This is a genomic window from Arthrobacter sp. Y3223164, assembly GCF_059091005.1.
In genome coordinates, this window is sequence record NZ_JBNHGF010000006.1 from 1 (window position 1) to 25,632 (window position 25,632).

The window sequence follows — 25,632 nt, forward strand, 5'->3', positions numbered from 1 at the left end:
GCCCTCAGCCCTGCTGGCTGGCGATCGCCGCCGCCTCCTGCTGCAGCATTCCGATCACGCGGTGCACGCTGCTGCGCTCGGCCACGTCGCTGCGGGCCAGCACCACGATGGTCCGGCGGGCGCGGATCCCCTCCAGCGGGCGCATCACGAAGCCGCGGGTGGACTGCGCCTTCCGGGAGGTAAAGCGCGGGACCACGGCGAGCCCGTGCCCGGCGGCCACCATGGCCTCCATCACGCGCAGGTCGGCGTAGCGTGTGGTGCGCTTGGCGAGCCTGCCGGTGCGCGCTTCGATCTGGCGCAGCACCTGCTCGAAGGGAAAGCCCTGCGGGACGCCGATCCACGGGTGGTCCACCACGTCCTCGGGCCGGAGGACGTCCAGTGCCGCCAGCGGATGGCCGGCGGGCATGGCCACGTCCAGTGGTTCGTCCAGCAACGGCAGCACGGTGATGCCGTTGCGGGCGAAGGCCTCAACGCCCTGCTGGCTGTGGGCCAGCACCAGGTCGTAGTCGGCCGCCAGCGGCAGGAACCCCTCGACGGACGGGTCTTCCAGGCAGGGGTCGAAGTGCAGCCCCTCGATGTCCTGCAGCCGGTACATCAGGCCCGGCAGGAACATTTCCGCCGCACTGGGAAAGAACGCGGCACGGATTTGGTTTTGCCAGCCGCTGCGGTAGCCGTCCACGGTGGCCTGCGCCCGCTCCATCGCCGCGGAGACGTCCGCGGCGGCTGCTGCCATGGCCAGCCCGGCCTCGGTCAGCCGCACTCCCCTGCCGGCTTTCTCCACCAGCGTGACGCCCACCTCCTTCTGCAGCGCCTTCAGCTGCTGGGAGACGGCCGAGGCTGTGATCTTCATCGCAGCGGCGGTGGCGACGACTGACCCGCGGTCGCCCAGTTCCCGCAAAATCTGCAGCCGCCTCATGTCCATAAAGAGATACTACATAGTGAGGTAAGTAACGTTAGCTTGAACTTGACGGTTGCCCCGGTTGACAATAGCGGCATGACAGTCTCAGTTGCCCTGACCGCAGTAGGGATGGCCGCCGTCTTGGCGCGCCTCGCCGTCGTTGTCCGCCGCGACCATGGCCCGGTTCCCCGCAGCCACACGTGGGAGACCGACCATTCGGCCATGCCGGTGAAAGCGGTCGACGCCGTCTGACTTCCACCTTTACAATCAAGCGCCGGGCACCACATGGGCCAGGCGCTTTTTTGTGGGTCCGGTTCCTTAGGCTGACGGCAGCGCCCCGCGCTTCCGGCGCCGCAGGCGCCCAGCACTCCCGCCCGATTACGCACCTTCCGAAGGCCACATGCCCACCAGCGACGAACTCAAGGACGCGCTTAGCGCCATCTTTGACTCCCAGATTCCCAACTACGGCGACTACAACCTCGTCTTCGCCAGCGGCCGCCAGGACGATGCGCACCGGACGCAGGGCGGGACCGAAGACTTTTACGTGATCGGTTACCGCTGGCGGCCGCAGGAACTGGTCATCGCGCCGTTCGACGGCTCCGCGCTGACGGCCGGCGGCACCCCCGTCGCGATCAACATGACCAACATGTCCCACGCAGTCCAGCTCGGCGGCGGGGAATACGAAGTGGGCACCAGCACCGGCAGGACGTTCCGGTTCGGCGTCCAGGCCGAAGGCAGGCTGCCCGCCGAGGGCCACACGATCGACCAGTCCGAAGACCAGCCCGACTTCCACAGCTTCATGGCGGAGCTGATCTTCCGGGCCTAGCGGCCCGCCCCGGGCCTGCAAAGCATCGCCTCAACCTGCCGGTCCACCTCACGTTTTCGGAGACGGAACCGGCCACGGGAGGCTATAGACACTGCCGTGTCCCGCACGTAACGTCGGGACCGGATGCAGCACAACCATCAACCGAAGGTGAAGGCCATGGACCGGAGATGGGGAATCAGGACCGCCGTCGCAGCCACCCTCGCGACCGCCCTGCTGTGCCGGTTGTTCAGCCGCAAGTCCCGCTCCACGAAGGCCGGATCCCTGGCCGCCTCCGCGCCGGCGAATCCGGCGCACGCCCCCTCCGGACCCGCCCCCACGCCGTCGAACCTGATGCACGCCCCCTCCGAGGCCGCCCCCACGCCGTCGAACCTGATGCACGCCCCCTCCGGCACTGCCAGCGGGAACCCAACGACCGGCCGCACGCCGCGGGCATTCGACGAGGACCTGATGGTGGAGGAGACCATGCCGGAGTCCCCGGGCGACACCGGCACGTCGGCTGCCGGCGGCTTCGGCGCGGACGAGCCGGTGCCGGCCGATGTCGAGGACGCGGCAGCGGAGCAGGCGGCGGTCACGGAGAAACCGCTCTACGATGAGACCGAATGGCTCGGTTACGCGGGCGAGGCGGTCATCGAACCGTCCGTGGAGGCCGAGGATGGGAACGGAGCGGACCGGAAACGAGGCTGACGGATGGACGACCAAGCGGATCGGCGCATCCTGCCGCTTCGGTTTGCCCCCTTGGCCCTGGCCGTAGCGCTGGCGGCCGTTTTGGCTGGTTGCAGCGTCGGCGGCAGCGGCCGGCCGGACAGTAGCGGCGGCGCCGCTACCAGCCCGGACGTGGAAGCGGCAGCCTCGGGCCTGGCCGAACCGTGGTCCATAGCCGTACTGCCCGACGGCAGTGCCCTCATTTCCGAGAACGACACCGGCCTGATCAAACACGTGGTCGACGGCGAAACGGTTGCCGCCGTGCCCGTGGACTCCGCGCTGGAAACCACCGGCGAGGCCGGCCTGCTGGGGCTGGAGCCCAGCCCCGATTTCGACGCCGACGCCCGGCTCTACGTCTACCTCACCTCGCCGGAGGACAACAGGGTTCTCAGCTACCGCTGGGACGACGGCCGGCTCAGCGACGGGCAGGAAATCGTCACGGGCATTCCCAAAGCCGGGATCCACAACGGCGGGCGGCTCAAGTTCGGCCCGGACGGCTACTTGTACATCGCCACCGGCGACGCCGCCGATTCCTCCCGCTCCCAGGATCTCTCCTCTCTGGGCGGCAAGATCCTACGGGTCACGCCCGACGGCGACCCTGCCCCCGGCAACCCCTTCGGCGACAGCCCGGTCTACAGCTTCGGCCACCGCAATGTGCAGGGGCTGGCGTGGGACGCCGACGGCAGGCTCTGGATTACGGAGTTCGGCCCCGACCGGGACGACGAGCTGAACCTGATCGAGCCCGGCGGCAACTACGGCTGGCCGGACGTTACCGGAGCCCCCGGCGACGAGCGGTTCATCGACGCCAAGGTGGTCTGGCCGTCCACGGCCGAGGCCTCCCCCAGCGGCATGGCCCTGGTGGACGGGACGGCGTGGATCGCCGCGCTGCGCGGCCAGCGGCTCTGGCGGGTGGAGCTCGACGGCACCGAGGCCGGAGAGCCCGAGGCCTTTTACGAAGGAGAATACGGCCGGCTGCGCGACGTGGCCGCTGCCCCGGACGGCCGGCTCTGGGTACTCACCAACGGCACCGACGAGGACCGGATGCTGGCGGTTTCTGTGAAGTAGGCGACAAAGGCCGCCTCAATTTCACATTCGCGGAAAAGTCCTGCTAGAGTTACATGTCGTTGCGAGGGAGAAAGCGCCCGGGAAACCGGCGCCGGCCCCTCACCGACAGCTGCACCTCTAGCTCAACTGGCAGAGCAATTGACTCTTAATCAATGGGTTCCGGGTTCGAGTCCCGGGGGGTGCACAGACAAACCCCGTCTGATTGGCGAAAGCCCGGTCAGGCGGGGTTTTCCGTTCTTTGACGGCGGGACAAGGTCTTCGGAAGCGACACGCCCGCAGCATCCCTAGCCGGGCTTCGCCAACTGATGGATTCGTTCGATCACCCGGACGACCTCCAAAGCCTCCCGGGGATTAACCGGGATGGGCCCGCTTCCCCGGACCGCCAGAGCCGCAGCCCGGTAAAACCCAAGGTAGTCGCCTCGTTCGGTCGGCACCGCAATGGGGGCGGGATGGCCCGGCGCCCGGATGCCGAGCGTGCCCCACGTGCTTTCGGGCTCGGCGCCGAACCCTGGATCAGTTGGGACTGCCCCCGCCGCCAAGGCCGGTTCCTGGCCGTCCAGGCCATAGCTGACATAGGCGCTTTCGGTCCCCAGAACGCGGAAGCGGGGTCCGGCTTGCGCCGCCACCCGGCTCATCCAGAGCCGCGAATGCACGCCGTTCGAGTGGAATAGCTCAATGAGGCTGACGTCGTCGTTGCCGCCGCCATCACGAACGGTGCGCACGTCGGCACGGACCTCTTCAACCGGACCGAACAGCACCAAGGCCTGGTCTATGAGGTGGCTGCCCAGATCAAACGTGATCCCGCCGGCCAGGTGCGGAGGCGTCGTATCCTGCCAGCGGTCAACGACTTTGGGCGCCCAGTGCTCAAAGTTCGATTCAAACTGATAGACCCGTCCCAGATGCCCCTCGGCCAGCATCTTCCGCACCGTTCGGAAGTCCCCGTCCCACCTCCGGTTCTGGAACACGATCAGGGGTTTCCCGACGCGTTCTGCCCGTTCTATCAGTTGCTCGCCGTCGCCGACCGTTGGCACGAAGGGCTTGTCCACGATCACCGCCAAGCCCGCGTCCAGTGCTGCCAGCGCTTGATCCACATGGGTGTGGGGAGGGCCGGCTAGCACCACCAATTCCAGATCCAGGCCCCCCGCCAGCATTTCGTTGGCGTCTGCAACAATCTCTGCAGCGGGATGGTCCTTGGCGGCCTGCAGCCTCCGTTCCGGGTGGGCCGTCGCGATGACGTCCAGGGAGAACTCCGGAAGGGCGCCGAGGAAGGGCCCATGAAAGACTTTTCCGGCCAGCCCGTAGCCCACCAAGCCGGTGCGGACAGGCCGCGGAGGGCCTTGGGCGTTCAACATACCGGAAGATTACTCTTGTGCCATAATTTGTTCAAGGAATTAACAATTGGGAGCAATGGGGATGGAGTAGCCTGCGGTTGAACGATAAGTTACGCAGTTGTTTCTTGTCCAGAATCCAGGGAGGCTTGGTTGAATTCATCAGACGCGCAGGTTGGCACCAGCCACGGGCGGCCGCTGCCGGCCCCGCGGGCTGGGAACAACCTCGACAGCATTCGCCGGCATAACCTCTCAACCATTCTTCAGTTCGTGCATCATGCCGGCCCCGTTCCCCGCTCCGAGCTGACCCGGAAAACAGGGCTGAACAGGTCGACAATCGGTGCCTTGGTCGGCGAGCTTGCCGAGCTCGGACTGGTCTTGGAAACGAGCCCCGACTCAAGTAACGGTGTCGGGCGGCCGAGTGCCGTGGTGCGCCCCAACCCGGCGACAGTGGCGATCGCGGTCAATCCCGAGATCGACGCGGTGACCGTCGGTGCCGTCTGCCTGGGCGGCGTTGTCCAGAAACGGGTCCGCTATGAAACGGACAGGGCCCCCAGCGTCCGGGAAGCGGTCAACATCAGTGCGGCGATCATCGAAGGAATGAAGACTGACGGGACCCGGATCGCAGGGATCGGCGTCGCTGTCCCGGGTTTGGTGAGGACGCGGGACGGGCTCGTGCGGCTGGCCCCGCACCTGGAGTGGACCGATGAACCGATTGCCGAGATGCTGGCCGCTGCCACCGGGTATCCCGTGAAAGCCGCCAACGATGCGAGCCTTGGTGCTCTCGCCGAAAGGACCTTTGGGTCCGCCCGACGGGTCAGCGACATGATTTACCTCAACGGCGGGGCCAGCGGCATCGGTGGCGGCATCATCAGCGGAGGCCACGCCGTGACAGGCGTCGCCGGTCATGCCGGGGAGCTGGGCCACACCCGGATCAGAAGCGGCGGAGGGCTTGACACCGCGCACGCCCGAGGCACCTTGGAATCCGAAGTTACCCGCGATGCCCTGCTTGCCGCCCTCGGATTGGCATCCGCGGACGTGGACGAACTGGAGGAGGCGCTGCTTTCATCCACTTCTGCCGAGGTTCGGGCTGTTGTTGACCGGCAGCAGGAATACCTCGCCATTGCCCTGGGCAACGCAATCAACATCCTGAATCCGGAGTTGATCATTCTGGGCGGCTTTCTGGGTTCCTTGCATGCAGCCGATCCGGAGCGGCTGGAGCACCTCGTCTCCCGGGAATCGCTGCCGGTTTCACGCCAAAGTGTTCACATTTCCCGACCTCAGCTGGGCGCCAATCTTCTCATGGTCGGCGCGGCTGAACTGGTATTTGCAGACCTCCTGGCCGACCCCGCTGCCTACTCCTTCGTCGCCTGACAGGGGCGTCGCGTATCCCGACGAGGGGCCGCTTCTGCTTGATCGGCTCACGCTGTCGAGAAACGGTATCGGCTGAGATGCCGGTACTCCGTTCCGGCCGGAAGGACCACGGACGGAAAGTCGGGGAAACGGCTGGTATCGGTGATCTTTTGGGGTTCGAGGCATATGCCGCTGCCGGGCCCGTACAAGGTTCCCCCGCGGCCGACCAGCGGAGGCAGCCGGTTCGCTGTATAGACCTGAAGACAGAACTCCGTGGTGTAGAGCTCCATGAGGCGTCCGGTTTCCGGAGAATAAAGTACTGCCGCGGGCTTGGTGTTGTCCCTGCCCGGATTGAACAGGAACGTGTTGTCGATGCCCGGCCACGGCTCGGTGCCCGACTTCGGCAGGAAGGCTCCGATCCGCCTTAGCTTGCGGAAGTCGAAGGGCGACCCGGCGACAGGCAGGTGGCTGCCTGTCGGAATGCGTTCCCAGTCCGTCGCCAGGATGTAATCCGCGTCAACCATCAGCTGCTGATCGGTGACAGGCCTCGCCCCGTCTCCGTCCATATTCCAGTAAGCGTGATTGGTCATATTGACCGGGGTGTCCGCGTCGGCCCTGGCCGTGAAGAGAATCGACAGCTCGTTGGCTTCGGAGAGTGAGTAGCTAACCCGCGCGGAGAGGTTTCCGGGATAGCCTTCTTCGCCTTCGGGGCTGCGGTAGTCCAGACTGACAAAGTCGTCCTGCGCCCGTTCCGGGGACGCATCCGAACGGGACCACAGGACGCGGTCGAAACTTCGGCTGGGTCCTCCATGAAGGTGGTTCCGTCCCTCGTTCGCGGCAACGGGAAAGGTGACCCCTGCCGAGGAAAACCGGCCGCCCGGGATGCGGCCCGCTGTCCGGCCGATCGTGGCCCCTAAGTAGCAGTCCGCGTGGCGGCGATAGTCATCCACAGAGTCGAACCCAAGCACCACGTTTTCGAGCTTGCCGCCCCTGTCCGGCAGGAGCAGTTCAACGATCCTGGCACCGTAGCAGTCGAGTGTCAGGCGCGTGCTGCGCGCATTGGCGAGGACCGGTCCCGTCTCCTGGCTGCCGGCGCCTGCCTGCTTCTTCACGCCGCGCCTTCGTTGTGACGGCGGAACCACGCCTCCTGCGCTTCGGCATGGCTGCGATACTGGTCCCGGATAAGAGGCCGCGGATCGGGTCGCAGCTCCGCATCGAAGTGCGGCGGCCAGTCAGGGCGTACTCCGCCCAGGACCCAGGCGGCCTGCACCGCGGCCCCCTCGGCCACGTACTCGCCGGGTACCGGAACCGAGACCGGCATATCGAAGACCTGCGCGGCAATCGACCGCACGGCCCGGTTCTGCGCGCCCCCGCCGATCAGAAGGACCCGCTCGGGAAGGGCACCGGCCTTCCGCAGCGCGTCAAGCCCGCCGGCGAGACTGCACAGCATTCCTTCAATGGCAGCGCGCGCAAGGTTGGGCCTTGTCATTGCGGTCAGCGACAGCCCGTGAAGACTGCCCGTCGCGTTGGGCAGGTTTGGGGTGCGTTCCCCTTCGAACCAAGGGACCAGGACGGCTCCCCCGGCCGCGGCGGGAGCTTCCAGGGCGAGACGCGAGAGCTCGTCGTTGTCGACGCCGAGCACCTCGGCGACCGACGTCAGGATGCGGGCTGCATTGAGCGTGGTGGCAATCGGGAGGAAGGCGCCGGCAGCGTCCGCGAACCCGGCGACGGAACCTGTCCTGTCCCGGCGCAGTTCGGCGGATGAGGCGAACACGGTTCCGCTGGTGCCGATCGAAACGAGGGCCTCCCGGCCGGAAGCGTTGAGGCCCAGGGCCGCAGCGGCATTGTCTCCGGCTCCCGCGCCTAGAAGGACTCCCCCGGGCGTCTTTCCCGCCGGCTCATGGGGGCGAAGGACACGGGGCACGATGGCAGCATGTCCGAGGGCCAAGACGAACAGATCCATGTCGTACCGGTTCGCCTCCGGATCCCAATAGCCGGTACCGCTGGCATCCGACCGGTCTGTCGTGAGTTCTTCAAGGACCGGCCCCAGCGGGCTGGAAGCGGCCGGCCCATACCCGCGCAACCGCCAGGTGAGCCAGTCGTGGGGAAGAGCGACCGCGGCTACCTTTGCTGCATTGGCGGGCTCGGCGTCACGCAACCAGCGGAGTTTGCTAGCGGTGAAAGACGCCACCGGAATCAATCCCGTCCGTTGCACGTATTCATCGGCGCCCACTTCGCCCACCAGTGCAGCCGCAGCGCCCGCGCTGCGGGTGTCGTTCCAGAGCAAGGCCGGCCGGATCACCCGGCCCTCCTGATCGAGGGCCACCATGCCGTGCTGCTGTGCAGCTACGGAAAGGCAGCTGACCGAGCCGAGACCTCCCGCCTCTGCGAGCGCCGCCTGCAGCGCTCTCCACCAGGCCTCCGGGTCAACTTCGGTGCCCGCCGGATGGGTGGCCCGTCCCGCAGAAACCACCCGACCGGAGCGGGCATCCCGGAAGACCACTTTGCAGCTTTGCGTCGAAGAATCAACACCCGCGACTAGTGTCATGATGCCTCCAGATACGTCGGCCGAGCCTGGACCTCGCCGGTTCCGCAGCTCAGAACCTTAACGGTTCCGAGCCTCAACGGTTCCGCAGCTCAGCGCGCGTTCAGCAGATGTTCCATAGCCAACTGCTGAAGCCTGACGAACCCGAACCCGGAGCCGTCAAAGTACCCCTCCGGGGCAAAATCCTCGTACGAGGAACGGTCTTGGAGCAGCTCGGCGTAGGACTCTCCATCGGCAAGGGTCGGCTGCTCCAGTTCGGTGACGCGGGAGGCGCGCATCGCTTCCTGGACCTCCGGGTCCGAGCGGAAGGCGGCGGCCCGCTCTTTCAGCAACAGGTACATCCGCATGTTCGCCGCAGCCGAATCCCACACTCCCCCGGCGTCCTCGGTCCGCGACGGCTTGTAGTCGAAGTGGCGCGGACCGTCGTAAGCCCGGCCACCGTTCGGGCCGCCGTTTTCCAACAGGTCCACGAGAGAGAAAGCGTTTTGCAGGTCGCCATGGCCGAAGACCAGATCCTGGTCGTACTTAACCCCCCGCTGGCCGTTGAGGTCAACATGGAACAGCTTGCCGTGGTACAGCGCCTGGGCAACGCCGGCGGTGAAATTCAGGCCCGCCATCTGTTCATGTCCGACCTCGGGGTTGACACCGAAAAGTTCGGACCGCTCCAGGGTTTCGATGAACGCCAGCGCGTGGCCCACCGTCGGCAGCAAGATGTCGCCGCGGGGCTCGTTCGGCTTGGGCTCAATGGCGAACTGCAGGTCGTACCCCTGATCGGTCACGTAGGCCGCCAAAACGTCCAGTGCCTCGCGGTACCGTTCAAGGGCTGTCCGGACGTCCTTGGCAGCGTCGTACTCAGCGCCCTCGCGGCCTCCCCACATGACGAAAGTCCGGGCCCCGAGCTCTGCGGCCAACTCAATGTTCCGCAGGACCTTTCGAAGGGCGAACCGCCGGACGGCCCTGTCGTTGGAGGTAAACCCACCGTCCTTGAAAACCGGGGGGCTGAAAAGGTTCGTCGTGACCATCGGAACCTGAAGGCCCGTGTCCTCGAGTGCACCTTTCAGGCGGTCGATCTGCTTCTGCCGCTCCCCCTCGCTGCTGCCGAAGGCGAAGAGGTCATCATCGTGGAACGTCAATCCGTAGGCGCCGAGACCCGTCAGCCGTTCCACCACTTCTACGACATCCACGTGCGACCGGGTAGGGCCGCCGAAGGGGTCGGCCCCCGTGTACCCCACCGTCCATAGGCCGAAGGAAAACTTGTCTTCGCGGCTCGGTTGCCTCATTGCCCTCTCCCATCAGGAAGCAATAGTAGTGAGCAACAACATATTAGCCGCGGCGGCCCAAGTCAACGACCAGCGCCCACCCAAGGCCGCACACACCCTGCCGAGTCGCTGACACCTTGCGGCCACACACCCACGGCGGTGCCTGCGCTGGCCTGCGGACTGAAGCCGTGCCCCGCCCCTCAAGCGAAAAAGGCTATTGCATTTGTTGTGACTGATTACTATATTGAGTTTTCACATGATGTTGCTCACACACCGAGCGTCACCTGCCGCCAAACCTCCAAGAACAGGAGCGATCCCATGGCGCATCCCACCGAACCTGGCGGCCATTCGCCGCTGCTCAAAGTTGAGGGCGTGGTGAAGCAGTACCAAGGCGTGACCGCCCTGCGCGGGGTGAGCCTGGACATCCGCCCCGACGAGATCCATGCCCTGCTGGGAGGCAACGGGGCCGGCAAATCCACGCTGATCAATGTGCTGTCCGGCGTGGTCTCGCCGGACGCGGGCACAGTTACCCTGGCCGGGGAAGAAGTGCAGTTCCGCCATCCCAGCGACGCCCTCAACGCAGGCATCACGACCATCCATCAGGAGCTGTCGCTCGTTCCGGCGCTCACGGCACTCGACAACATCTTCCTGGGCCGCGAGGTCAATGCCCGATTCCTCGGCCTGAAGGTCCGGCTTGACCGCAAGGGGATGGAAGAGCGCGTTTTGCAACTCGCCGCCGACTTCGGGCTCACCCCTGAGGACTTGAAGCTTCCCGTTGGGGAGTTCGGTGCTTTGAAAAAGCGTGTGGTGGAGATCGTCAAGGCACTGGCCTTCGACCCCCGCGTCCTGATTTTGGACGAGCCGACGTCCGGGCTCGAAGAAGAAGAAAAGCGGCACCTATTCGAACACATGCGCAAGCTCAGGGCGCGGGGCGTGCCACTGCTGTGGGTAACCCACCACCTGGAGGAACTGTTCGGTCTGGCGGACACCGCCACCGTCTTCCGCGACGGGGCCAACGCCGGGACTGCCGCCATCGCAGAGACGGACGTCGATGAACTGCTTGGCATGATGTTTGGAATCGCAGCCGGCGAATTCGGTGCGGCCAGCGGCACGCCGCCGCACGCCGCGGCCGACACCGGCGAGGAAGTGCTGCGACTGGAGAATGTGCACCGCAGCCACGTCTTGAAGGACATTTCGCTGTCCGTTCGTAAGGGCGAGATCCTGGGCATAGCGGGACTGGCCGGTGCCGGGCGGACCGAGTTGGCCAGAGTCATCATGGGCTTGGACAAGATGAGCAGCGGAACAATGCACCTCAACGGGCAACCCCTGCGCCTCCGCGATTCGAGCTCGGCATACCGTCACGGGTTGGCCATGCTGCCGGAAGACCGCAAGCAGCTGGGCATTCTGCCGGAGTTTTCCGTTGCCGAAAACATCTCCATCTCCAGCTTGGGCGGCGTCACGCAGCTTGGTTTTTTGGTCAAAAACCGCGATGAAATGGACCAGGCCGAGAGCTACCGGCAGCGCTTGGCAATCCGTGCCCCAAGCGTCAGGGAAAAGATTCGAAACCTGAGCGGCGGAAATCAGCAGAAGGCCATCGTGGCCCGCTGCCTGAACACCAAGCCCTCACTGCTGATCTTCGACGAACCGACCCAGGGTATCGACGTCTCGGCCAAGGTGGAGGTTCACAACCTCATCCGCGATTTCGTCGCCGCTGGCGGGGCCGCCATCGTGATTGCCTCGGAAATCGCCGAACTGCTGGAACTCAGCCACCGTGTCCTGATCCTGAAAAAAGGCCGGCTGGTGGGTTCGGTGACCTCGCTGCAACAGGAACTGGCCGCCGGAAACTTTGAGGGCGTGAAGAACAGAATTCTGGCGCTATCCGCCGGCAGGAGCGAATGATGAAATTTCAACGGGCCGTATCCCGCACACTTTCGACCAGCGGCGTTCCGATCGCGGTCGCCCTGATCGTCCTGGTCATCGTGTTCCAACTGATGTCGCCAGTCTTCCTGCAACCGGAAAGCCTCACCGATTACATTAACAACGCCATCCCCGTCTTGCTGATTACCGTCGGGGTGGCAATCGTCATCGTGGCCGGAGGCATCGACCTGTCCGTCGGCACGGTAGCCGGGCTGAGTGCCGGAACGACCATGTGGGCTTTGCTCAGCGGGGCGCCGACACTGGTGGGCGTCCTCGTGGGCGTCGCCACCGGCACGGCATTCGGCCTGTTCAACGGATGGCTCATTACGAAGTTCGGTATCAACGACTTCATCGTCACGCTGGCCACGCTGAACATCGCCAGCGGGCTGCTCATCGTCCTGACAGAACAGGTACCTCTCCAAGGCGTGACGACGCCGGGCTTTTCGGATATCGTCTACGGCAGTTTCCTGGGCATCCCGAGCGCCTTTTGGATCGCCGCAATCCTGCTGGTCATCATGCAGCTTTTCCTGGCCAAGACGGTATTCGGCCGGCGCATATATGCCATCGGCATCGGCGCCGACGCGGCGAACGTCGCCGGCGTCAACGTCCTCCGCGTCAGGATGGGCACCTTCATCGTCTCCGGCATGCTCGCCGGAGCAGCCGGCGTCCTCATTGCCTCCCGCCTCGGCGCCGTACAGGCCTTCCTGGGCGGCGGCTACGAATTCATTGCCATCGCCGGCGCCGTTCTGGGAGGCGTGAGCCTTGCCGGCGGCCGCGGTTCGGTCTGGGCCGCTGTCGTCGGCGGCCTTTTGCTGGCAACCCTGCAGCAGGGCCTGCGCCTCAACGGCGTCGACCCCGTCTACTTCAGCATCGTTACCGGCCTTTGCATCGTCGCCGGGGTGGTCTTCGACCGCCGCGTCCAGCAATACGCACTCAATATGGGCAAACGCTCCCGTCTTGACGCGCCCCCCAGGCACGACACTCCGCACGACACTCCCCCGGCCCCGGCCCAGCAGCAGGCACAGAAGCCGGCCGCGGGTTCCCGTCCGTTCGTGACCGAACAGCAGGACTGACCATGAGCACTTCAACCCCCAAACGCAACACCGGCCTGGTCGGCCGCATCGTCGACCGGATCCTGCTGGACCCCACCCTCGGCGTCCTGGCCATGCTGGTACTGGCCTGTTTGATTGCGGCGTTCACGTTGCCGGTGTTCCTGGCTCCGTCAAACCTGTTCAACATCCTCAACAGCAGCATCACGGTCATGATCCTGGCCATGGGCATGACCGTCGTCCTGATCGCGGGAGGCATCGACCTCTCGATCGGCGCAGCCATGGCACTCTGCGCGGGGGTGGCAGCCGAGACGATGAAATCCGGAATGCCGCTGTTCGCCGCGATCCTCGCAGCGCTGCTTGCCGGGGCCTTGATCGGGATCGGCAACGGCCTGCTTGTCACCCGGGTCGGGCTGCCCGACTTCATTGCCACGCTCGCAATGCTCGGCTTCGCCGGCGGCATCCTCTACATCTGGACCCAGGGCGTTCCCATCATCGGCTACATGGTCCCCGAGTTCTATGTCATCGGCGGCCTGAGCCCGCTGGCCGGAGCCCTCACCCTGCCCATGGTGATATCCCTCATCGTGGCGCTCCTCCTTGGCGGGATTTTGGGATCCTCCCGCCTGGGGACACACCTCTTCGCGGTCGGCAGCAGCCGGACCGGCGCCGTACAGTCCGGCGTGCGGGTGGACCGGGTCCGTATCATCGCCTACGTCATCAGCGGGCTATGCGCCGCGATCGCCGGCGTCATCCTGGCGGGCCGTAATACCAACGTCCCGGCCGACCTCGGTGTCGGTTACGAGATCCAGGCCATCGCTGCCGCCGTCATCGGCGGTGCGGCGCTCAGTGGCGGCAGGGGCCGCATCCTGGGAGCCGTGCTCGGCGCCATCACGCTGGCCGCAACCATCAACATCATCAACCTCGCGGGCGTTCCGTCCAGCTATCAAAAGATCGTCATTGGCTCGATTCTGATCATCGCCGTCCTCGCGAACCGGATCAGCGCCATCATCAACGCCCGGGTCCGGCAACGGCGGGCCGTTGTGCTCGACGTCGCCCCCGTGTAGCCGAAACCAGCTTCCCCGGTCTCCCCGTTGCTGCGGGGACCATCAAAAATGAAAGGCAAGACAATGTCCACAACTGACACCACCGGGCCCGCAGGCCGCCGTCGGTACGCCCGGACCCGCAGCGCCCTCGCCTCCGGAGCAGTCGCGGCAGCCCTCATCCTGACCGGCTGCACCACGGTCGAGACGCCGACCGGCACCGGTGGAGGCGGGGGCGGAGGCGCCGGTGCCGCGGTCAACCCGGACTCGGCCGCCGATGCCGCCATCCGCGAAATAGTGGACGGCCGTGAAATCAAAGTCGGCTTTGCTCCCCCGATCCTCTCCGAGTTCTACACCCAGGTCGAAAAAGCGGCCTTCAACAAGATGAAGGAATACGAGGACCGGTTCGGTGTGAAATGGACCTGGGAGCGGCAGGGCGCCCTCAACGACGCCCATTCAGGCACGGAAACCCTTGGCATTGTCCAGGGGTATATCGCCCGGGACTTCGATGCGGTCTTCGTCTGCTCTGCCGCCAACGCCGCGACCATGCAGGAACTGTACGGCCGCGGACAGGAAGAGGGCGTCGACTTCTACCAGTTCAACTCCACTGAAGAACTGGCCAATCCTTCCCAAGCCGAGGACCCCACCGGAGGTCTTAACACCGTCTCGAACATCGGTTATGACGACCGCTGGCAGTCCGGCTACATCGCCGGGCAATACATCGGCGACCAACTCAAGGGCAAAGGCAAGGTCATCCAGATCATGGGGCCCTCCGGATCGGACTGGACCAAGCTGCGCCAGCAGGGCTTCAAGAAAGCCATCTCGGAGTACCCAGGCATCGAGATCGTCGGACAGGCCGACGGCGGCTACGTACGGGACAAAGGTCTCCGGGCCGCACAGGACCTGCTGACCAAAAACCCCGATGTCAACGCGATCTACGGTGAAAACGAAGACATGGCGCTCGGCGCGTCCCAGGCCATCGACGCACGCGGTCTCAAGCATTGGGACGGGCAGGAAGGCATCATCACCATCGGTGCTGACGGCCTGATTTCGGGGATGGACTCCATCAAAGCCGGCAAGCTCACCGCCACCGTCGATGTGAACAGCGTTGAAATGGGCCACAGCATGATCGAAACCCTTTTCGCGCATGAGCTTCTGGGCATGGAAGTCAACCAGTTCGTCCGCATCCCGACCGATGTCGTCGACAAGACGAACGTCGAGTGGCACCAAGCCGTCCTGCAGGAAAGCCAGCAGGGCGAGGGAAGTTACTAGGCCTTCCCGAACAACGACCGAACTGAGAGGTTCTACTGTGAGCAGCAATCGAAAAATGGACCCGGTGGACGTCGTCGTCGTCGGACTGGGAGCGGGGGGCGGGCCCGCCGTCAAGGTTCTCAGCGAAGCCGGCTACAAAGTTGTCGGATTCGACAAGGGCCCGTGGCTGCGCCCGGAGGAACACTACTCCGGCGACGAACTGAAGTTCCAGAACCGCAGCTACCTGTGGCCGGACGTGAAGCTGATGCCCAGGACGGTGCGCCGGGACGAAAACTCGGAAGCCCGGATCTTCAATTTCTCCCCCGTGCCCTCGAACGTCGGCGGCGGAACGAGCCACATGGCCGGCTGGATGCCCCGGCCGAGGGAATCGGACTTCATTTTCCACTCCCTCCACGGGGATCTGGAAGGCGCGAGCCTGGCCGACTGGCCCTACCGCTACGAGGACCTGGAACCATACCTCACCAAGGTTGAATGGAGCTACGGCATCTCGGGCCTTACCGGTGCCGACCGGGGGGAAGGCTTCCGCAGCAAGCCGTACCCCAGCGGGCCGTTGCCTCCGACCCGGTTCGGCAAGAAATTTTATGAGGGCTCCAACAAGCTGGGCATCAATTCCTTCCCGCTGCCGATGTCCCACCTGACCGAAGGCAACGCCTTGGGCAGGGCGGCGGTGAACCGGACCAGTTTCTGGAACCAGTACGGTGACCCCACCCAAACGCGGTCCAGCGTGGCGACGACGTACATCCCCGAAGCCCTCGCCACCGGCAACCTGGAAGTACGGGCCGACAGTTACGTCAGGGAAGTCAAACTGGGCAAGGACGGCCGGGCCACCGGCGTCGTCTACATCGACCCCGAGGGCCGTGAGGTGGAACAGGACGCCGCGGTAGTTGTCTTGGCGCTCGGCGCCATCGAATCGGCGCGGCTCATGCTGCTGTCCACATCGAACCGGTTCCCCGAAGGTCTCGCAAACGATTCCGGCCTTGTCGGGAAGAACGCCACCTTCCACGAATACATTTTCGCGGTCGGACTATTCGACAAGGACATCGAGGAACCGCTGCGCGGCTGGACGGGAAACTACCAAAGCGGCGGCTCCACGCATTTTTACGAGACGGACGAAAGCAGGGGCCACATCGGCGGCGGCATCATCGCCACCACGCAGATCGGACAGGCCATCAACGCGATCATGCCCGGCCGCCCGACCTGGGGCCAAGCCATGAAGGACGCCGACCGAAATTACTTCGACTACTCCATGAAGATTGGGTTCATCCTCCAGGACATGCCCCAGGAGACCAACCGGGTCGACCTCGACCCCAACATCAAGGATGCCTGGGGCCTGCCCGTAGCGCGGATCACGAACAAGCCCCACGCCAACGACATCGCCATGAGCAAATGGCAGATCGACAAAAACGTGGAAATCCTCCAGGCGGCCGGGGCAACGAAAACCACCCCCGTTTACCTGGGAGATGAATTCACCGGCAACGCCTGCCACCAGCAGGGCACGGTCCGAATGGGAACCGACCCCGGCAAGTCGGTGCTGAACGGATGGGGCCAGGCTCACTCGGTGGACAACGTCTTCGTGCTTGACGGCGCGGGCTTCCCCACCGCCATGGGCGTCAACCCCACGCTCACGATCATGGCCCACTCCTGGCGCTGCGCAGACTACATCGCCGGCACCTACCTCAAGGGCCGCAGCTAGCGGCTGTAACTGCCGCGCGTTAGAGAATCGCAGAAAGGAAGACACGATGGTTTCGAAAGCCGACTGGGAAATCGTCCCGATCCACATCGACCCCGACTCGGACGAAAAACTGTTCTTCACTGACCACGAGTGGGAAACCATAGAAGCCGCCGTCGCACGCGTCATGCCCACCGACCATGACCCAGGAGCACGCGAGGCGAGGGTGATCGTCTTTATCGACCGCTACCTCTCAGGCATCGACTACCTCTATGCGGCGGCTGACGGTACCGGTTTCCTGGCCCTGGCCGGTCCGGAAGCACGATCCGCCCGGGCACGCATCGCCGACCTGCAGCGGCTCTATCGCGAAGGGGTCCGTGAACTCGACCGCCGATCGCGCGAGTTGCGGGCGGAGTCCTTCAAGGACGCGACCGAAGAAGTCCAAGACCAGGTGCTGGAACAGGTCAGCGGCGCTCCCAAACCGGTGCCGGTCTCGCTGACCTCGATGGAGGTGTACTACTCGCGGCTTCAGGGAAACACCGATGAAGACAAAAGTTTCTTTGACACCCTGTGCCTGCATGTCCGCCAAGGTTTCTATGCCGACCCGGTTTACGGCGGAAACAAGGACCAGATGGGTTGGAAAATGGTCGGTTTCGACGGGCCAAAAAACCTGCGCGACACCATGGACGGCACCTACAGCACGGCCGAGTACTTCATCCAGGAGTACGACTGGGAGGAACTGGTCCCGGGCTTCAAGCACGGCCCGGAACAAGACGTGACTGACGGTGGCGAAAACCCTGCCGGTAGCCAAGCCGCCGAGGCGGCTTCAGCATCATCGGACCGTACCGAGGAATCCAGTAAGTAAAGGAAAGACAATGACCGCCTACGAAGACAAGCTCAACAAATACGTCGACCGTTCCTACACCTTCATCCCCGAGACCATAGATCTGAGCAAGACCGTGGTCCATGCGCTCGACATCCAGAATCTCTGCCTCGATCCGGAGGGGGCAGACTACATTCAGAGCGTCGGTGGAGCGCCCTCCGGGCAGGAATCCCTCGGGCCGGCCAAGAGAATGATCGAACTCGCACGCGAAAAGGGAATCAAGGTCGTCTGGTCCATGTGGGGCATGCACCCCGAAGGCTACGACATCGGCATCTGGGGGCTGAAGTACCCGTCCTGGAGAGAGTCCGATTCGCCCTTCAACCACGGGACGTGGAACGGCGCACTCTGCGAAGGTTTCGAACCACAAAAGGGCGAACCGGTCTTCCAGAAGCACCGCAACAGCAGCTTCTACGGAACGGCCTTCAACGAGTACCTCCAGCAGGACGGCGCCGAGTACCTCGTGATCGTCGGCTCCTCGACCGCCAACTGCGTACCGACCACGGCACGCGACGGTTTCGACAGGGGATACAAAGTGATCGTCGTGGCCGATTCCGGCACGGCCATTCCCCTCAACACCCACGGCCGCAACCCCGAGTTCGACCACGAAACACCCGAAGGATACGGGCAGTACTGGGAATCCCTGCGCAACATCCAGGCTCAGTACGCGGACGTGATGTCCAGCGACGAGTTCGCTGCCCTCGTCGAACGCTCATCCCGGGCGGCGGGACAGGAAGCCTCAGTAAGTGCAGACGCCTCAGCCCACTAAACCGCGGTACAGGGGAGGTGGGACCGTTATGAATGCGCCGCCGAAGGAACCGGTGAAGGTTCCCCACGGCCAACGACGCGGCACCACCTCCCCGGGCACCCAGCACGTTGATCCACCTTGAGGAAGACGCCCATGGCACCGTACGCTCCCACGCAACGGCGCGGGTTCGGGCGGCTCGACTGGTCTTGCACACTTGCCGGATTCGGTTCAGTGGCTCTTGGAAACATGCGCACCCCCATACCTACAGAGGATGCCCGGGCACTGGTACGTCATGCCTGGGACGCGGGCGTCCGGTTCTTCGATACTGCACCCATGTACGGCCATGGCCTTGCCGAATACCGGCTGGCCGATGTCCTCGCCGATGAGGACAGAGAAACGTTCGTCTTGGCCACAAAGGTCGGGCGAACCCTAAAACCCGCAAGCCCGGGGACCTTCAGTACCGCCCCCTGGTGCAACACCCCGCCGTTCCGCATCGAATACGACTACTCCTACGACGGTGTGATGCGCCAGGTCGAAGACAGCATGCAGCGGATGGGGACGGATTACTTCGACGTGCTCCTGGTTCACGACACGGACCGTTGGACTCACGGCGCCGACCAACCCCGCCGATTTCAGGAAGCCCTAAACGGCGCGTTCAAAGCCTTGTTATCCCTGCGGGACCAAAAGGTAGTGCGAGCCGTGGGCATAGGCGTCAACGAGGTCGATGTCTGCATGGCAGCGGCAGAAGCAGCCGACATTGACTGCATTCTGATCGCCGGTACTTACAACCTACTGAACACCGAGGCGCAGGACGAGCTTCTCCCACTCTGCCTGCGACGCGGGATCGCCGTCATCAACGGCAGAATCTTTGGATCAGGCATCTTAGCCACCGGCCCTAAACCCGGAGCCCGCATGGACTACGCTCCGGCAACGCGTGAAACCCTCAGCGAGATCCGTCCTTACCAAGAGGTAGCCGACCGCCACGGAGTGCCTCTGGGCGCGATGGCATTGCAATTTGGCGCCGCCCACCCTGCCGTCACCAACGTCTGCCTCGGCGCCCGCACCATCACTCAACAAGAGCAGAACTACCAATGGCTGAGTCAGCGGATCCCCGTCGAGGTGTGGCAGGAACTGAAGCACCGGCAACTCATTAGCTCCGCCTCCCCCACACCCGGAACCTCCCCATGAGGACAACTAAGGATCAGCAAATCCAGGAAGGCCCCCATGATGCTGCAGGAAGTCATCAAGATCGCCGCCATCGCCGAAGAAGCAGCCGAACAACTGGCAATCCGCATCGTCGTCAGTGTCGTTGACATCCACGGCAACCCGGTGCTTCTCCATCGCATGGACGGCGCACCCCTCCACTCTTTGGACATGGCCTTCCGCAAGGCCTACACAGCCGCCTCGTTCAACGTGGAAACAGAAGAACTCACGTCGCAAGTACAACCAGGGCAGCCCCTTTACGGCCTGGCCGTGAACTCGGGCAGCAAACTCATCGCCTTCGGCGGTGGAGCACCTGTACAGCTCCAACGAGGCGAAAGAGTCGGTGTCGGGATCTCGGGAGGAACGACTGAACAAGACATTCATATCCTCAAGACCGCTCTCACTTCACCCCGCACCGTTCCCTAAACCCGCTGCGACTCTCCTCTGCCGAAGGGGGCAGTGTTTTCCATGGCCCTACGCTGCCGCGTCCGGTTGGCAGCAAGGGAGCGCCTGGTGCAGCGCCGGCTGCGCCTTCAGGATGCCGGGTTCCGGCCGACCGGGACGCCGGCGGGTCAGTCGCCGTCCTCGTAGCCGTCGATCTCGGCGATGTCGATGGTTTCCACCGCGCCGATACCGAAGCGGCTGTTGCCCAGCCTGCGGATGATCACCGTCAGCCGCTCCTTGAGCTCATCCATCTGGTCGCCGCTGCCGCTGCTGAGCAGCCGCTCCAGTTCGGCGGCATGCTTGAGGGCCCGCTTGCCCTCGTCGGTTATCTGCACGATCTGCCGCCGGCGGTCCACATCGCTGCGGGCACGGATGATGTGCCCGTGGACCTCCAGCCTGCCCAGGGTCTTGCCCATGGTCTGTGCCTGCACCCGGACGCGGGTCGCCAGCTGCGCCTGCGTCATTTCCCCTTCGGCGGCCAGCACCTCAAGGGCAATGACGCCGGCGTGGGTCAGGCCAAGGCCGGCCAGTTTGTCGTTCCATTCGTGCTCGACGAGCCGGGCGGCGGTGGAGAGCAACCGTGGCATCGGCCAATTCTTCAAATCCGGCATGCACTCAAGTATACGTACGTAGTCGGAACGGCCGGAGGACTGTCTTGGCTATGCTGGTGTGAAACCCCGGATCCCTAAGGAGCTGCCCCATGGCCGAACGACTGTCGACCGGCGACACCGCGCCGGATTTCACGCTGCAGGACTCGGCGGGCAACACCGTCTCGCTGGCCGATTATCGTGGCCAAAACGTTGTGGTTTACTTCTATCCCGCAGCTTCGACACCGGGCTGCACCAAGCAGGCCTGCGACTTCCGCGACAGCCTCGACTCGTTGAAGGGCGCCGGATACGCGGTGCTGGGAGTCTCCCCCGATCCACTGCCGAAGCTGGTGAAGTTCGCGGAGACGGAAGAACTGAACTTTCCGTTGCTCTCAGACGAAGACCATGCCGTAGCCGAGGCGTACGCGGCCTGGGGCGAAAAGAAGAACTACGGCAAGGTCTACGAGGGTTTGATCCGTTCCACGGTCGTGGTGGATCCCGAGGGCAAGGTGGCGCTGGCCCAGTACAACGTCCGGGCCACCGGCCACGTGGCCAAGCTGCGCCGCGACCTCGGCCTGGACAATTAGGTGTCTGCGCGAGGCACAAGTCCCCGCCAGACGAGTGCCGCCGTGCCGGTAGACTGATTCCTGTTCCGGCATGCCCGGAACGAATGCGCGAGTGGCGGAATTGGTAGACGCGCTGGATTTAGGTTCCAGTGTCCTCGGACGTGCGGGTTCAAGTCCCGCCTTGCGCACCATCACCAGGAGCCCCGCCACGTACGTTGCGGGGCTCGTGGCGTTCCACGGCCCGCTCCGGGCCCAAGGGCCCGGAGGCCTCCACCTCCGTCGTCGCGCCATCAGGCACGGGACTCGTCACCAAATTGTGATGGTTTTGGCCCAACCGCGGAACCTGAAACCGATGCTTTCAATCAGACATGTGACTAAGCTCTCATCAAGCGGACGCGCCACCGCGCCTCCGCCGGCTGCCGTACACAAAGTCGGCGTCACACCTCACGTCCCCGAGGAGCAGTCCATGTCATTTACTGACATCTTTTCCGGAGGCCAGCGAAGCGGCCGGCGCGCCGGAGCGGTCATTGCCGGCCTGGCCGCCGGCGCACTCGTCCTGTCCGGCTGTGCCGAGAGCGAGCGCGGCGGCGGAGCGCAGGGCGAGACGGAGGGAGTCAATCCGACCTTCGTGTTCGCCGCGTCGTCGGATCCCAAGTCGCTGGATCCGGCCTTCGCCAGCGATGGCGAGTCCTTCCGCGTCAGCCGCCAGATCTTCGAGGGCTTGGTCGGCGTCAAGGAAGGAACGCCGGACCCTGAACCCTTGCTGGCTGAATCCTGGGAGATGTCCGACGACGGGCTCTCCTACACCTTCCAGCTCAAGGAGGGCGTGAAGTTCCACGACGACACCGACTTCAATGCCGATGCCGTCTGCTTCAACTTCGACCGCTGGTATAACTTCGAGGGGATCCAGCAGTCCCAGTCGGTGAGTTACTACTACGGCTCGCTGTTCCGCGGCTACTCGGATTCCCCCGAGACCGCAGTCTACGACTCCTGCGAGGCGGTCAGTGACACCGAGGTGACGGTGAACCTGGCCCAGCCCTTCGCCGGTTTCATTCCGGCGCTGTCGCTGCCGGCTTTCGCGATGCAGAGCCCCACCGCTTTGGAAGAGTTCAAAGCCGACGACGTCGGAGGTTCGGAGGAGGCTCCGGAGCTGAGCGAATATGCCATGGGCCACCCGGTGGGCACGGGCCCGTTCAAGTTCGACAGCTGGTCGGTCGGCGAGTCCCTGCAGCTTTCCGCCTTCGACGGCTACTGGGGCGAACAGGGCCAGGTCCAGGAGATCATCTTCCGCATTATCGAAGACCCCAATGCCCGCCGGCAGGCGCTGGAGGCCGGGGACATCGACGGCTATGACCTGGTGGCGCCGGCCGACACGCAGTCGCTGGCCGACGCCGGATTCAACGTCATTGCGCGCGATCCGTTCACCATTCTGTACCTGGGCATGAACCAGGAGCAGGAGGCGCTGAAGGACCTCAAGGTCCGGCAGGCGATCGCCCACGCGATAGACAAGGACGCGCTGGTCCGCCAGACGCTGCCCGAGGGCACCAAGGTCGCCACGCAGTTCGTTCCGGACACGGTCAACGGCTACAACGACGACGTCACCACCTACGAGTACGACCCGGAGAAGGCGCGGGCGCTGCTCAAAGAGGCTGGCTACGGCGACGGCCTGGAGCTGATGTTCAACTACCCGACCGGGGTGTCCCGGCCGTACATGCCGACGCCGGAACAGGTGTTCACCAACCTGAGCGCCCAGCTTGAGGAGGTCGGCATCACCATCGAGGCCCAGCCGGACAAGTGGTCTCCGGACTACCTGGACCGCATCCAGGCCAGCGCCGACCACGACATCCACCTGCTCGGCTGGACCGGCGACTACAACGACACCGACAACTTCGTCGGGGTTTTCTTCGGCCAGGAGAAGCCGGAGTTCGGCTTCAACAACAAGGAGCTCTTCGACAAGCTGTCCAAGGCACGTGAGACCAGCAGCATCGAAGAGGCGACGCCGCTGTACGAGGAGATCAACGAGGACATCGCGCAGTACCTCCCGGCGATCCCGCTGGCACACCCGGCGCCGTCGCTCGCGTTCGCCCCGCGGGTGACCTCCTACCCGGCCAGCCCGGTGAACGACGAGGTGTTCAACGCCATCGAGCTCAGCGAGTAGCCCCGTCCTGCCGGGGTCCGCATACCGCGGATCCCGGCAGGCAGGCCCCCGGCCCGAACTACGAGCGGGCGGCGCCGGGCCTGCCGCCGAAGAGGCAATTTCCACCGTATCCGGCGCCACGCCGGGACCGGGATCCGGAAGGACGCTGTGCTCAGAGTCATTATCAAGCGCATCGCGCTGCTCATCCCGACGCTCTTCGGGCTTTCCCTGCTGCTGTTCCTGTGGGTCCGCAGCCTGCCCGGCGGGCCCGCCACGGCGCTGCTCGGCGACCGTGCCACACCCGAGGCGGTGGCACGGATCAACGAACTCTACGGCTTCGACCGGCCGCTGATCGAGCAGTACTTCGTCTACATGGGCAAGCTGCTCCAGGGAGATTTCGGCACGTCGATCCTCACCGGCCGGCCCGTGCTGACGGAGTTCGCCACCCGTTTTCCGGCGACGGTGGAGCTGACGATCGTCGCCCTCATCATCGCCGTCGGCATCGGCATTCCGCTGGGCTACCAGGCCGCGAGGTACTACGGCAAGTGGCCCGACCACTCCTCCGTCGTGCTGTCGCTGGTGGGGATCACCGTCCCGGTCTTCTTCCTGGCCTTCATCCTCAAGTGGTTGTTCGCCATCCAGCTGCCGTGGTTCCCTACCGACGGCCGGCAGAACCCCAGGATCAACGCCACGCACGTCACCGACTTCTATGTGCTCGACGGTTTGCTCACCCGCGAATGGGATGCCGCCTGGGATGCGCTGCTGCACCTGGCGCTGCCCGGGATCGCGCTGGGCACCATCCCGCTGGCCATCATCGTGCGCATCACCCGGGCGTCTGTCCTCGAGGTGCAGAATGCTGACTACGTGCGCACCGCCCGCGCCAAGGGCCTGCTGCAGAAGACCATCCGCAACCGGTTCATCCTGCGCAACGCGATGCTGCCGGTCACCACCACCATCGGCCTGCAGTTGGGGCTGCTGATTTCCGGGGCCGTGCTGACCGAGACGGTCTTCGCCTTCAACGGCATCGGGCGGTTCCTGCGCGACGCCATTTTCAACCTGGACTACCCCGTCCTGCAGGGGTTCATCATCTTCATCGCCGTGCTGTATTCGCTGATCAACCTGGTCGTGGACGTTTCCTACAGCATCATCGACCCGAGGGTGCGTGTTTAAATGAGCACAACGCTTCCGCCGCAGTCAGGCGGCGACATCCGCACCACCCCGGAGCCACCGGGGGCACCCGGCGCTCCCGCCGGCGCCGGGCCCGGCGGCACCAGCCTGTGGAAGGACGCGTTCCGGCGGCTCCGCCGGAATCCGCAGGCCATCACCGGCGCCGTCATCGTGGGCCTGTTCGTGCTGACCGCCGTGCTGGCGCCGGTGCTGGCACCTTATGGCGGCCAGGATCTGCCCGGCCGCACGTACATCACACCCACGCACATTCCCGGCTTCGGCGAGGTGGAAGGGTTTCCGCTGGGGCTGGACCGTTTCGGCGGGGACCTGTTCAGCAAACTCATCTGGGGCGCGCAGGCCTCGCTGCTGATCGGCGTCGTCTCGACCGCGATGGGGCTGGCTGGGGGCATGCTGCTGGGCATCCTCGCCGGCGGCTTCGGCGGCTGGATCGACAGCGTGATCATGCGCGGCGTCGACATCCTGCTCTCCGTGCCGAACCTGCTGCTGGCGGTATCCATCGCGGCCATCCTGGGCCAGGGGGCGTACGCGGTGATGATCGCCATCGGCGTGGCCCAGCTGCCGATCTTCGCGCGGCTGCTGCGGTCGTCGATGATCTCGCAACGCAGCGCGGACTACATGCTGGCGGCGCAGACGCTGGGCCTGAGCCGGGGCACCATCATCATGAGCCACCAGCTGCCCAACAGTGTGGGTCCGGTCATCGTGCAGGCCACGCTGACGCTGGCCACCGCCGTCATCGACGCCGCAGCGCTTTCCTTCCTCGGCCTGGGCGGCGGGCGCCCGCAGACCGCCGAGTGGGGCCGCATGCTCACCTACGCGCAGGCAGAACTGGGCATCGCGCCGCAGCTGGCGTTCCTGCCCGGCCTGTGCATCGCCGTCACCGCGTTGGGCTTCACGCTGCTGGGCGAGTCCCTGCGGGAAGCGCTGGATCCCAAGACGCGGGCCAAGTAGCGGCAGCT

At 64.8% G+C, this 25,632-nt stretch carries 24 protein-coding genes and 2 tRNA genes; 20 read left to right on the forward strand and 6 right to left on the reverse strand.

The features are described 5' to 3' along the window. Positions 1 to 4 precede the first annotated feature (4 nt). Positions 5 to 922 (reverse strand): LysR family transcriptional regulator, encoded by a 918-nt coding sequence (locus AC5RUJ_RS01040; RefSeq protein ID WP_494128150.1) that lies wholly within the window; start codon positions 920 to 922, stop codon positions 5 to 7. Positions 923 to 994: 72 nt separating this feature from the next. Here AC5RUJ_RS01040 and AC5RUJ_RS01045 point away from each other — a divergent pair, with 72 nt between their 5' ends. From AC5RUJ_RS01045 to AC5RUJ_RS01065, 5 genes are all read left to right on the forward strand, one after another. Next, positions 995 to 1,150 (forward strand): hypothetical protein, encoded by a 156-nt coding sequence (locus AC5RUJ_RS01045; protein WP_494000036.1) that lies wholly within the window; start codon positions 995 to 997, stop codon positions 1,148 to 1,150. Between the two features lie 148 nt (positions 1,151 to 1,298). Continuing rightward, positions 1,299 to 1,724, forward strand: a complete 426-nt coding sequence (locus tag AC5RUJ_RS01050) for a hypothetical protein (RefSeq protein ID WP_494012359.1) — start codon at positions 1,299 to 1,301, stop codon at positions 1,722 to 1,724. A gap of 156 nt (positions 1,725 to 1,880) precedes the next feature. After that, entirely contained in the window at positions 1,881 to 2,408 is a 528-nt protein-coding gene (locus AC5RUJ_RS01055) for a hypothetical protein (RefSeq protein ID WP_494155553.1), read from the forward strand. A 3-nt stretch (positions 2,409 to 2,411) separates the two neighbouring features. Then, positions 2,412 to 3,491: a PQQ-dependent sugar dehydrogenase gene (locus AC5RUJ_RS01060; RefSeq protein ID WP_494000039.1), complete on the forward strand. Its 1,080-nt coding sequence runs from the start codon at positions 2,412 to 2,414 to the stop codon at positions 3,489 to 3,491. Between the two features lie 111 nt (positions 3,492 to 3,602). Beyond that, positions 3,603 to 3,675: transfer RNA gene (locus tag AC5RUJ_RS01065), tRNA-Lys, on the forward strand. Positions 3,676 to 3,775: 100 nt separating this feature from the next. Here the strand turns inward: AC5RUJ_RS01065 and AC5RUJ_RS01070 are convergent. Then, complete coding sequence (locus AC5RUJ_RS01070) at positions 3,776 to 4,843, reverse strand: Gfo/Idh/MocA family protein (RefSeq protein ID WP_494073762.1); 1,068 nt, start codon at positions 4,841 to 4,843, stop codon at positions 3,776 to 3,778. 129 nt (positions 4,844 to 4,972) lie between these two features. On the opposite strand from AC5RUJ_RS01070, the gene AC5RUJ_RS01075 reads away from it, so the two are divergent. Next, on the forward strand, positions 4,973 to 6,193 hold the full coding sequence (locus AC5RUJ_RS01075) for an ROK family protein (RefSeq protein ID WP_494073761.1): 1,221 nt from the start codon (positions 4,973 to 4,975) through the stop codon (positions 6,191 to 6,193). A gap of 47 nt (positions 6,194 to 6,240) precedes the next feature. Here the strand turns inward: AC5RUJ_RS01075 and AC5RUJ_RS01080 are convergent, their stop codons facing one another. The 3 genes from AC5RUJ_RS01080 to xylA all read right to left on the reverse strand — a co-directional run bounded on the left by AC5RUJ_RS01080 (position 6,241) and on the right by xylA (position 9,997). Further along, positions 6,241 to 7,284, reverse strand: a complete 1,044-nt coding sequence (locus AC5RUJ_RS01080; protein WP_494073760.1) for an aldose epimerase family protein — start codon at positions 7,282 to 7,284, stop codon at positions 6,241 to 6,243. Beyond that, complete coding sequence (locus tag AC5RUJ_RS01085) at positions 7,281 to 8,720, reverse strand: FGGY family carbohydrate kinase (RefSeq protein ID WP_494128151.1); 1,440 nt, start codon at positions 8,718 to 8,720, stop codon at positions 7,281 to 7,283. The genes AC5RUJ_RS01080 and AC5RUJ_RS01085 overlap by 4 nt, the downstream gene beginning before the upstream one ends. An 89-nt stretch (positions 8,721 to 8,809) precedes the next feature. Beyond that, positions 8,810 to 9,997, reverse strand: a complete 1,188-nt coding sequence (gene xylA, locus AC5RUJ_RS01090) for a xylose isomerase (protein ID WP_494073758.1) — start codon at positions 9,995 to 9,997, stop codon at positions 8,810 to 8,812. A 138-nt stretch (positions 9,998 to 10,135) separates the two neighbouring features. Here xylA and AC5RUJ_RS01095 point away from each other — a divergent pair, with 138 nt between their 5' ends. The 9 genes from AC5RUJ_RS01095 (at position 10,136) to AC5RUJ_RS01135 (ending at position 20,180) form a co-directional block, all read left to right on the forward strand. Beyond that, on the forward strand, positions 10,136 to 11,875 hold the full coding sequence (locus AC5RUJ_RS01095) for a sugar ABC transporter ATP-binding protein (RefSeq protein ID WP_494128152.1): 1,740 nt from the start codon (positions 10,136 to 10,138) through the stop codon (positions 11,873 to 11,875). Then, positions 11,875 to 12,966: an ABC transporter permease gene (locus tag AC5RUJ_RS01100; RefSeq protein ID WP_494000046.1), complete on the forward strand. Its 1,092-nt coding sequence runs from the start codon at positions 11,875 to 11,877 to the stop codon at positions 12,964 to 12,966. The genes AC5RUJ_RS01095 and AC5RUJ_RS01100 overlap by 1 nt, the downstream gene beginning before the upstream one ends. Before the next feature lie 2 nt (positions 12,967 to 12,968). Next, entirely contained in the window at positions 12,969 to 14,006 is a 1,038-nt protein-coding gene (locus tag AC5RUJ_RS01105; protein WP_494000047.1) for an ABC transporter permease, read from the forward strand. Between the two features lie 63 nt (positions 14,007 to 14,069). After that, positions 14,070 to 15,254: a sugar ABC transporter substrate-binding protein gene (locus AC5RUJ_RS01110; protein WP_494000048.1), complete on the forward strand. Its 1,185-nt coding sequence runs from the start codon at positions 14,070 to 14,072 to the stop codon at positions 15,252 to 15,254. 37 nt (positions 15,255 to 15,291) lie between these two features. Continuing rightward, positions 15,292 to 16,947 (forward strand): GMC family oxidoreductase, encoded by a 1,656-nt coding sequence (locus tag AC5RUJ_RS01115; protein WP_494000049.1) that lies wholly within the window; start codon positions 15,292 to 15,294, stop codon positions 16,945 to 16,947. 46 nt (positions 16,948 to 16,993) lie between these two features. Continuing rightward, complete coding sequence (locus AC5RUJ_RS01120) at positions 16,994 to 17,788, forward strand: gluconate 2-dehydrogenase subunit 3 family protein (RefSeq protein WP_494128153.1); 795 nt, start codon at positions 16,994 to 16,996, stop codon at positions 17,786 to 17,788. Positions 17,789 to 17,798: 10 nt separating this feature from the next. After that, positions 17,799 to 18,572 carry a cysteine hydrolase family protein gene (locus AC5RUJ_RS01125; protein ID WP_494128154.1) on the forward strand — a complete coding sequence of 258 codons (774 nt, stop codon included), beginning with the start codon at positions 17,799 to 17,801 and terminating at the stop codon, positions 18,570 to 18,572. Between the two features lie 132 nt (positions 18,573 to 18,704). Beyond that, positions 18,705 to 19,739 carry an aldo/keto reductase gene (locus tag AC5RUJ_RS01130; protein WP_494128155.1) on the forward strand — a complete coding sequence of 345 codons (1,035 nt, stop codon included), beginning with the start codon at positions 18,705 to 18,707 and terminating at the stop codon, positions 19,737 to 19,739. Between the two features lie 36 nt (positions 19,740 to 19,775). Further along, positions 19,776 to 20,180, forward strand: coding sequence for a GlcG/HbpS family heme-binding protein (locus AC5RUJ_RS01135; RefSeq protein ID WP_494128156.1), 405 nt, complete (start codon positions 19,776 to 19,778; stop codon positions 20,178 to 20,180). A gap of 146 nt (positions 20,181 to 20,326) precedes the next feature. Here AC5RUJ_RS01135 and AC5RUJ_RS01140 read toward each other — a convergent pair whose 3' ends face one another. Then, entirely contained in the window at positions 20,327 to 20,785 is a 459-nt protein-coding gene (locus AC5RUJ_RS01140; RefSeq protein ID WP_494000054.1) for a MarR family winged helix-turn-helix transcriptional regulator, read from the reverse strand. A gap of 113 nt (positions 20,786 to 20,898) precedes the next feature. On the opposite strand from AC5RUJ_RS01140, the gene bcp reads away from it, so the two are divergent. The 5 genes from bcp to AC5RUJ_RS01165 all read left to right on the forward strand — a co-directional run bounded on the left by bcp (position 20,899) and on the right by AC5RUJ_RS01165 (position 25,624). Continuing rightward, the gene (gene bcp, locus AC5RUJ_RS01145) at positions 20,899 to 21,372 is read left to right on the forward strand and encodes a thioredoxin-dependent thiol peroxidase (RefSeq protein ID WP_494012375.1); all 474 of its coding nucleotides are present in this window, start codon (positions 20,899 to 20,901) and stop codon (positions 21,370 to 21,372) included. A gap of 85 nt (positions 21,373 to 21,457) precedes the next feature. Continuing rightward, positions 21,458 to 21,542 (forward strand) — tRNA-Leu (locus tag AC5RUJ_RS01150). 275 nt (positions 21,543 to 21,817) lie between these two features. Next, positions 21,818 to 23,509, forward strand: coding sequence for an ABC transporter substrate-binding protein (locus AC5RUJ_RS01155; protein WP_494128157.1), 1,692 nt, complete (start codon positions 21,818 to 21,820; stop codon positions 23,507 to 23,509). Between the two features lie 147 nt (positions 23,510 to 23,656). Beyond that, on the forward strand, positions 23,657 to 24,658 hold the full coding sequence (locus AC5RUJ_RS01160) for an ABC transporter permease (RefSeq protein ID WP_493979914.1): 1,002 nt from the start codon (positions 23,657 to 23,659) through the stop codon (positions 24,656 to 24,658). Further along, positions 24,659 to 25,624, forward strand: coding sequence for an ABC transporter permease (locus AC5RUJ_RS01165; RefSeq protein WP_494012376.1), 966 nt, complete (start codon positions 24,659 to 24,661; stop codon positions 25,622 to 25,624). The last annotated feature ends 8 nt before the right edge of the window (positions 25,625 to 25,632 follow it).